Here is a 7,761-nt window from a genome sequence, read left to right as displayed (position 1 = left end):
CGTAGGTGCCGATCAGGTTCTCGAGCACGCCGACGATGAAGCCGCCGAGCACCGCGCCCACGGGACTGTCGATGCCACCGATCAGTGCGCCCGCGAAGGCGTAGAGCAACACGCCGGTCATCATGTCCGGATCGAGGAACACCACAGGGGCGACCATCATCCCGGCCACCGCTCCGATGGCGCTGGCCAGACCCCAGCCGAGCATCAACATGCGCCCGACGTTGATGCCCACCAGCCGCGACGAGGCCGCGTTCTGCGCGGCAGCGCGCATGGCCAAGCCCAGGGGCGTGAAGCGGAAGAACGCGAACAGGAGCACGACCACCAACAGCGTGACGCCGATGGCGCCGACCTCGTGCGCCGACATCATCGTGCCGCCGAACCATGCGTCCGCAGGGAAGGGGCTCGGGAAGCGCTTGATGGTGAAGCCGAAGAGCCAGCCCGCGATGCTGTGGAAGATCACCAGCAGGCCGACGAACACCACCACCACCGAGAGTGCCGGCTTGTCGTGCATCGGCCGGATCACGGTGAATTCAACGACCACCGCGAGTGCGAAGGACAGCACCACGGTCGCGGTGAAGGCGACCCAGTAGGGCAGCCCGGCCTGCATCAGGCTCCAGGCGATGAAGGTCGAGAACATCGCCATCTCGCCCTGGGCGAAATTGATGTGGTGCGTGGCCTGGTAGATCATCACCAGCGCCAGCGCGACGCAGGCATAGATGCCGCCGGTGGCCAGGCCCGCCAGCAGTTGGTGCAGGAATGCGTTCATGTGTAGGTTCTCAATCGCCGAGGTAGGCTTTGCGGACGGCGTCGTTGCAGCGGATTTCGGCGGTGGGGCCCGAGAGCACGATGCGGCCGGTCTCGAGGAGGTAGGCCGAATCGGCCAGGTCGAGCGCGAGCTTCGCGTTCTGCTCCACCAGCAGGATCGACACGCGCTCTTCCTTGTTGATGCGCCGCATGATCGCGAAGATGTCCTTCACGATCAGCGGGGCGAGCCCGAAAGACGGCTCGTCGAGCAGCAGCAGGCGCGGCTTGCCCATGAGCGCGCGGCCGATGGCGAGCATCTGCTGCTCACCGCCCGACAGCGTGCCGGCCTGCTGGTTGCGGCGCTCGCGCAGGCGCGGGAAGTAGTCGAACACGCGCACCATGTCGGCGTCCACGCCCTCGCGGTTGCCGCGGGCGTAGGCGCCCAGGCGCAGATTCTCTTCGGTCGTGAGGCCGAGAAATGTGCCGCGCCCGTCGGGGACGTGGCCTACGCCGGACTTGGCGATCTGCTCGGTGGAGCGGCCGTCGATACGCTGGCCGGCCAGCATGACGCACCCCTCGGTGCTGACCATCATCTGGCACAGCGCGCGCAGCGTGGTGGTCTTGCCGGCGCCGTTGGCACCGAGCAGCGCCACGACCTGGCCCGTGGGAATGTCGAGGTCGATGCCTTGCAGCACGCGCGTGTGGCCGTAGGCGGCGCGCAGATCGCGCACTTCGAGGATGTTCGTCATGCCATGGCCTCCGCTTCCGCGTCTTCGCCCAGGTAGGCCCGTATCACCTCGGGGTGCGCGCGCACTTCGGCTGGCGTGCCCTCGGCGATCTTCTTGCCGAAGTTGAGTGCCACCACCTTGTCCGAGACGCCCATCACCAGGCTCATGTGGTGCTCCACCAGGAGCACGGTGATGTGCAGACTGTCGCGGATGTTGCGGATCAGCGCGCCCAGGCTTTCGAGTTCCTCGTGGTTGAGGCCGCAGGCCGGCTCGTCGAGCAGCAGCAGTTGGGGTTCGGCCGCCAGCGCACGCGCCAGTTCGACCCGCTTCTGCGTGCCGAAGGGCAGGTCGCCCACCTCGCGATCGGCCACGGCATCCAGTTCGAGAAAATGGATGGAGTGGTCGGCGCGCGCGCGCGCCTGCGACTCGATGGCCGCCACGCCGGGCAGCCGGAAGGCGTGGCGCAGGAAGCCTGCGTGGTGCTTGCTGTGGCAGCCCACCAGCACGTTCTCGCGTACCGTCATGGTGCGAAACAGCGCGAGGTTCTGGAAGGTACGGCCGATGCCGATGCCGGCCATGCGATGGCGCGGCATGTGGGTGAGCGAATGACCGTCGAATTCAATGCGGCCGGCGCTGCAGTCGTACAGACGCGAGAGACAGTTGAACAGCGTGCTCTTGCCTGCCCCGTTCGGCCCGATGAGGCCGCAGATCTGCCTTCGCTGGATGTCGAACGAGACCCCATTGAGCGCCACGATGCCGCCGAAGCGCACCGACACGCCGTCGATGCGCAACAAGGGGGTGCTCTTGTCTGCGCGATCGCAATCTTGAACCATATTTCGATCTCTTTGCGTTGGGGCGGGGTATGACGGCACCGCCCATGCGGCTGCCTTCGAATGGCGGCGCCGGCGTCAGAGCCGTTCGACGATGGTCACGTTGRCCATGCCGCCGCCTTCGCACATGGTCTGCAGGCCGTAGCGCTTGCCGCGCTGGCCCAGCGCGTTGACCAGCGTGGTCATCAGCTTGGTGCCCGAGGCGCCCAGCGGATGGCCCAGCGCGATGGCGCCGCCGTTCACGTTGAGGCGCGCGGGGTCGGCGTCCAACGCCTTCAGCCAGGCAAGCGGCACCGGCGCGAAGGCTTCGTTGACCTCGTACAGGTCGATGTCTTCGATCTTCATGCCGGCCTTCTTCAGAGCGCGCTGCGTGGCGGGCAGCGGTGCCTCCAGCATGAGGACCGGGTCGTGCCCCATGACGCTGATGTGATGCACGCGCGCCAACGGCTTCACCCCCAGCGTCTTGAGGCCGCGCTCGTTGACCACCAACAGGCCACTGGCGCCGTCGCAGATCTGGCTGGCGGTGGCGGCGGTGCAGCGGCCGCCTTCGGCGATCAGCTTGACACCGGCGATGCTCTCGAGCGTGGCGTCGAAGCGGATGCCTTCGTCCGTGGTGTGCTGCTCGCCGGTCTCGGCGCCGTCGGCCATGCGCACGGCCACGGGCACAATCTCGCGCTCGAAATAACCCTGCTGGGTGGCGGCAATCGCACGGCGGTGGCTTTCCAGCGCATAGCGGTCCAATGCATCCTTCTCGATGCCGTGGTTCCGGGCGATCATCTCGGCGCCCGCGAACTGGCTGAACTGCACGCCGGGGTAGCGCTGTTCCATCAGCGGGCTCACGTAGAAGCCAAGATTGTGCTTGAGCGGCAATGTGGTGGGCAGGCCCATCGGCACGCGGCTCATGCTCTCGACACCGGCGGCAATGACGATGTCCATCGTGCCCGACATGACGGCCTGCGCCGCGAAGTGCAGCGCCTGCTGCGAAGAGCCGCACTGGCGGTCGACCGAGGTGGCGGGCACAGACTCGGGCAGCTGCGAGGCCAGCACGGCATTGCGCGCAATGTTGGAGGCCTGCTCGCCGGCCTGGCCGACGCAGCCCATGATCACGTCCTCGATCAGCGCGGGGTCGGCGCCGGTGCGCTGCACCAGCGCGTTGAGCACCTGCGCGGCGAGGTCGGCCGGGTGCCATCCGGCGAGGCGGCCATTTCGGCGGCCTCCGGCGGTCCGCGCGGCGGCAACAATGTAGGCTTCAGTCATGCGAATTCTCCGGTTGCACCCTCATTTGGGTACGTCGGAGAATTGTTGACGCTGTGCCGTATTGCGGTGTCGTCGGAACCGACGGTTTTGGGCCCCGCGTCAGGAAGTCACCGGAGCCCTCAAGCGCATGCGCGGTGGCGAAACGCGCTCCTGGAGGGCGCCACTTCTTCCTCTATCCTCAGCGCGGCGCCATCCGGATGCCGCCATCCAGCCGCACGCTCTCGCCGTTGAAATAGCCGTTGGTGATCATCAGCTCGGCCAGCGTCGCGTACTCGGCCGGGTTGCCCAGTCGCTTGGGAAACGGCACCGAAGCGGCCAGCGCCGCCTTCACATTGTCGGGCGCGGCCTGCAGCAGCGGTGTGTTGAAGATGCCCGGAAGGATGGTGTTCACACGGATGCCTTCGCCCATCAGGTCGCGCGCGATCGGCAGCGTCATGCCGACCACGCCAGCTTTGGAGGCCGTGTAGGCCGCCTGGCCCATCTGCCCGTCCTGCGCCGCGACCGAGGCGGTGTTGACGATGGCGCCGCGCTCGCCGTCTTCCAGCGCATCGAGCGTGAGCATGCCTGCCGCCGACTTGGCGATGCAGCGGAAGGTGCCGACCAGGTTGATCTGGATGATGCGGTCGAAGTTCGCGAGCGGAAAATGCTTGATCTCGCCCGAGTTCTTGTCGCGGCTCGCGGTCTTCACCGCATTGCCGGTGCCGGCGCAGTTCACGAGCACGCGCTCCTGACCGTGCGCCGCGCGGGCCTTGGCGAAAGCGGCATCCACCTGCTCCTCGGAAGTCACGTCGACCTTGCAGAACACGCCACCCAGTTCCTTCGCGAGGGCCTCGCCGTGCTCCGCGTTGAGGTCGAACAGCGCGACCTTCACGCCGTGGGAAGCCAGGCGCCGCGCAGTGGCGGCGCCAAGGCCCGAGGCGCCACCCGTGACGACGGCGGCAATGCTGGAATCGAGATGCATCTCTTGTTGTCCTTTGATAGAGAAGAGGGAAAAGGTGCTTGCCGCTCAGAGAAGGTAATAACGCTGCTTCTGCGCCGCCATCTCACGCATGCGTGCCGTGGGCACGTACGGCGCACCGAGGGCCGCATGTTTATCGCACAGCGCGACGACGCGCGCCAGTCCGAGCCAGTCCGCGTACTTGAGCGCGCCGCCCGCGTAAGCCGGAAAGCCCACCCCGAGCAGCAGTGCCATGTCCAGCTCTGCCGGCGTGGCGACGACGCCGTCCTCGAGTGCGTGGGCGGCCTCGACGATCATCGGCAGCATCATGCGTTCGACGATCTCCGCGTCGGCAAAGCCGCGCCGGCCCTGCGGCTGCAGCGCGGCGACCAGTGCATGCGCTTCTGGCGCGGCGCACCTGCGCGGACGGCCCGAGGGGTCGTTCTCGTAGCGGTAGAAGCCTGCGCCGCTCTTCTGGCCGTAGCGCTTGTTCGCCACCATCAGCTTCACCGCGTTGCGCTCGATTGTCGGCATGCGCTGCGGGTAGCCAGCGGCGATCACGTCGCCCACGTGCGCGCCCACGTCCATACCCACCACGTCCTGCAGATAGGCCGGACCCATCGGCCAGCCGAAGGCTTCCATCGCGCGGTCCACGGCCTCGAAGTCGGCGCCGTCGGCCACCAGCTGCACGAAGGCATTGACATACGGCGTGAGGATTCGGTTGACCAGGAACCCTGGGCAATCCTTCACCACGATGGGCGTCTTGCCCATGGCGACCGCATAGCCCACGGCGGTGGACACGGCGGTGTCACGGGTCTTGGCGCCCTGGATCACTTCCACCAGCTGCATCACCGGAACCGGGTTGAAAAAGTGCATGCCGACGAAGTCTTCGGGCCGCGCGAGCGGCTGGGCGATGTCATCGATACGCAAGCTCGAGGTGTTCGAGGCGATCACGGTGCCGGGCCTCACGCCGTGCTCCAATGCGGCCAGCACCCTGCGCTTGACCTCGAGGTTCTCGACCACGGCCTCGATCACGCAGTCCACCGCATCGAAACCCGTCTCGTCGAGCTGCGGCACGATGGACGCAAGTACCGCGTCGGCCTTGGCCTGCACGAGCCGGCCGCTCTTCACTTGCTTGGCCAACTGCTTGCCGGCCTCGGCCATGCCGAGGTCGAGTTGCGGTTGCGCGATGTCCTTCATGAGAACCGGGGTGCCGCGCAGCGCGCTGGTGTAGGCGATGCCGCCGCCCATGATGCCCGCGCCGAGCACGGCCGCCTGCTTCACCGGACGGCCTTCGCGGGCATGGCGCTTGTAGAGCTTCTTGAGCGCCTGCTCGTTCAGGAAGGCTTGCACCAGCGAGGCGGCCGCCTGCGTCTTCGCCACGCGGCCGAAAGCGATCGATTCGAGATCGAGGGCGCCCGCGCGGTCACGGCCCGCGCCCTCGGCCATCATTTCGAGCGCGATGACGGCTGCGGGCTGATGCTTGCCGCTGCGTGCCATCACCTGTGCGCGCACAGTTTCCGCCAGCGCGCCGGCCTCCCGCGTCGCCAGGCCCCGGGGCGAGCGCTTGCGCTGTTGCGCGGCCTGCCAATCGACCTCGCCGTGGACCGCGCGCTGCAGCAGCGCCAGTGCCCGTTCGCGCAGCGCGTCAGGAGCGGCGACCTCGTCGACCACGCCTGCCGCCAGTGCAGCCGGCGCCTTGGCGGGCTTGCCGCTCGCCACCCAATCGGTGGCGGTGGCCAGGCCCGCCAGGCGCGACAGCCGCACCGTGCCGCCGAATCCGGGGATCAGGCCAAGCTTCACCTCGGGCACGCCCACTTGGGCCGTGTCCGCCATCACGCGCAATGATGCGAGCATTGCCAGCTCCAGTCCTCCGCCCAGCGCGAAGCCGTTGATGGCGACCACGCTGGGCACCCTCAGGTCCTCGAAGGCGTTGAAGAGTTCGTTGCTTGCGCGCACGCCGCGCGCGATCTCCGCCTCGGGCTGCTGGAAGGTCGCGCCGAACTCGGTGATGTCGGCGCCGACGATGAACACGTCCTTCGCGCTCGTCACCAGCACGCCGCGCACTTCGGGTGAAGCCGCAATGCGTTGGGTGGCCTGCCGGAACTCCTCGACGGTGCGCGCGTCGAGCTTGTTGATGGCCTCTCCGCGYCGGTCGAAGCGCAACTCCACCAGTCCGTCCTGCAACGGCAGGATTTCGATACTTTCGCCCTGGAACAAAGAAATTCTCCTCACAGCCGGCGACACGCCGGCCAATGGGGAAAAGTTTAAGGACGCGCCCCAGCCGTAGGCATCGTCCGAAGCGACGATTGAGGCAGTCGTGGCGAAAGTCTCCGGCGGAACAGATCGACGAGGGCTCGGACCGATGGAGCTGCGCTACAGCTCACGGCTCTACTTTGCTGCCTCCACGATCTTCTGCCAATCTTTCAAGTCCTTCTTCAGGAAGGCTTGGAACTCGGTCGGAGTCATGACCATCGGCTCATTGCCCATGTCCACCAGCTTGGGGCTCATTGCGGTGATGGTCTCGCCAATCGCCTTGTTGAGCCGCGCAACGATCTCCGGCGGCGTGCCGGGTGGCGCAACAAATCCGTACCAGGGCACCACTGCAAAGCCGGGATAGGTTTCGGCGACGGTGGGAACGTCTGGCAGGCGTGCCGTTCGGCGAGCGCTGGTCACCGCGATGATCTTTGCCTTGCCGGTCTGCAATATGGGCGAGGCTGCGGCCAAACCCCCAAAGGCCATCTGGATATCGCCGGCAACGATGCCCTGAAGAATGCCCTTGGTGCCATACGTCACGCCTGTGAGGTCTGCCCCGCTCATGCGCACAAACCATTCCGTCGCCATGCCGGCGAAGGTGGTGGGGCCCGCCGAGCCATAGTTGAACTTGCCCGGGTTGGCCTTCGACTTGGCGACCAGTGACTTGATGTCACTGGCGTCGACGTCGCTGTTCACGATGACGATCATCGGAACGCTCATCATGGGCGCAATGGGCACGAAGCTCTGCGGATCAAAGGGCAGGCGTATGCCGGCGCTGGTTTGATTGATGGAATGCGTGGCGCTGATGATTCCGAGCGTGTAGCCGTCGGGTGCCGACTTGGCCACCGCGTCGGGCCCGATCGATTCATTGCCTCCAGGCCGGTTTTCGACGACGACAGGTTGGCCCAGGCGTTGACGCAGTTCATCGCCCATCAGACGCGCCACGAGGTCGGCACCCCCGCCGGCGCCCTGCGGAACGATGAGTCGGATCGGCTTGCTGGGATAGCCC

Annotated in this window: 7 protein-coding genes; all 7 read right to left on the bottom strand. The window is 66.8% G+C overall.

Features of this window, described 5'->3' with window-relative positions; translation table 11 throughout:
- Positions 1 to 766 (bottom strand): branched-chain amino acid ABC transporter permease (locus AC1D2K_RS25170; protein ID WP_478091861.1); only part of this gene is annotated, 766 nt, incomplete at its 3' end.
- Between the two features lie 10 nt (positions 767 to 776).
- Entirely contained in the window at positions 777 to 1,493 is a 717-nt protein-coding gene (locus AC1D2K_RS25165; protein WP_478091859.1) for an ABC transporter ATP-binding protein, read from the bottom strand.
- Positions 1,490 to 2,305 (bottom strand): ABC transporter ATP-binding protein, encoded by an 816-nt coding sequence (locus tag AC1D2K_RS25160; protein WP_478091857.1) that lies wholly within the window; start codon positions 2,303 to 2,305, stop codon positions 1,490 to 1,492. The genes AC1D2K_RS25165 and AC1D2K_RS25160 overlap by 4 nt, the downstream gene beginning before the upstream one ends.
- A 75-nt stretch (positions 2,306 to 2,380) precedes the next feature.
- On the bottom strand, positions 2,381 to 3,559 hold the full coding sequence (locus AC1D2K_RS25155; RefSeq protein WP_478091856.1) for an acetyl-CoA C-acetyltransferase: 1,179 nt from the start codon (positions 3,557 to 3,559) through the stop codon (positions 2,381 to 2,383).
- 178 nt (positions 3,560 to 3,737) lie between these two features.
- Positions 3,738 to 4,520, bottom strand: a complete 783-nt coding sequence (locus AC1D2K_RS25150; RefSeq protein ID WP_478091854.1) for an SDR family NAD(P)-dependent oxidoreductase — start codon at positions 4,518 to 4,520, stop codon at positions 3,738 to 3,740.
- 45 nt (positions 4,521 to 4,565) lie between these two features.
- Positions 4,566 to 6,716 carry a fatty acid oxidation complex subunit alpha FadB gene (gene fadB / locus AC1D2K_RS25145; RefSeq protein ID WP_478091852.1) on the bottom strand — a complete coding sequence of 717 codons (2,151 nt, stop codon included), beginning with the start codon at positions 6,714 to 6,716 and terminating at the stop codon, positions 4,566 to 4,568.
- A gap of 171 nt (positions 6,717 to 6,887) precedes the next feature.
- Positions 6,888 to 7,761, bottom strand: an 874-nt coding sequence (locus AC1D2K_RS25140) for a Bug family tripartite tricarboxylate transporter substrate binding protein (protein WP_478091850.1), incomplete at its 5' end; no start/stop codon positions are given.

The organism is Variovorax sp. P1_H12_2, assembly GCF_056405335.1.
The sequence above is the reverse complement of the archived record's forward strand: the minus strand, read 5'-3'. Positions and strand labels throughout refer to the sequence as shown.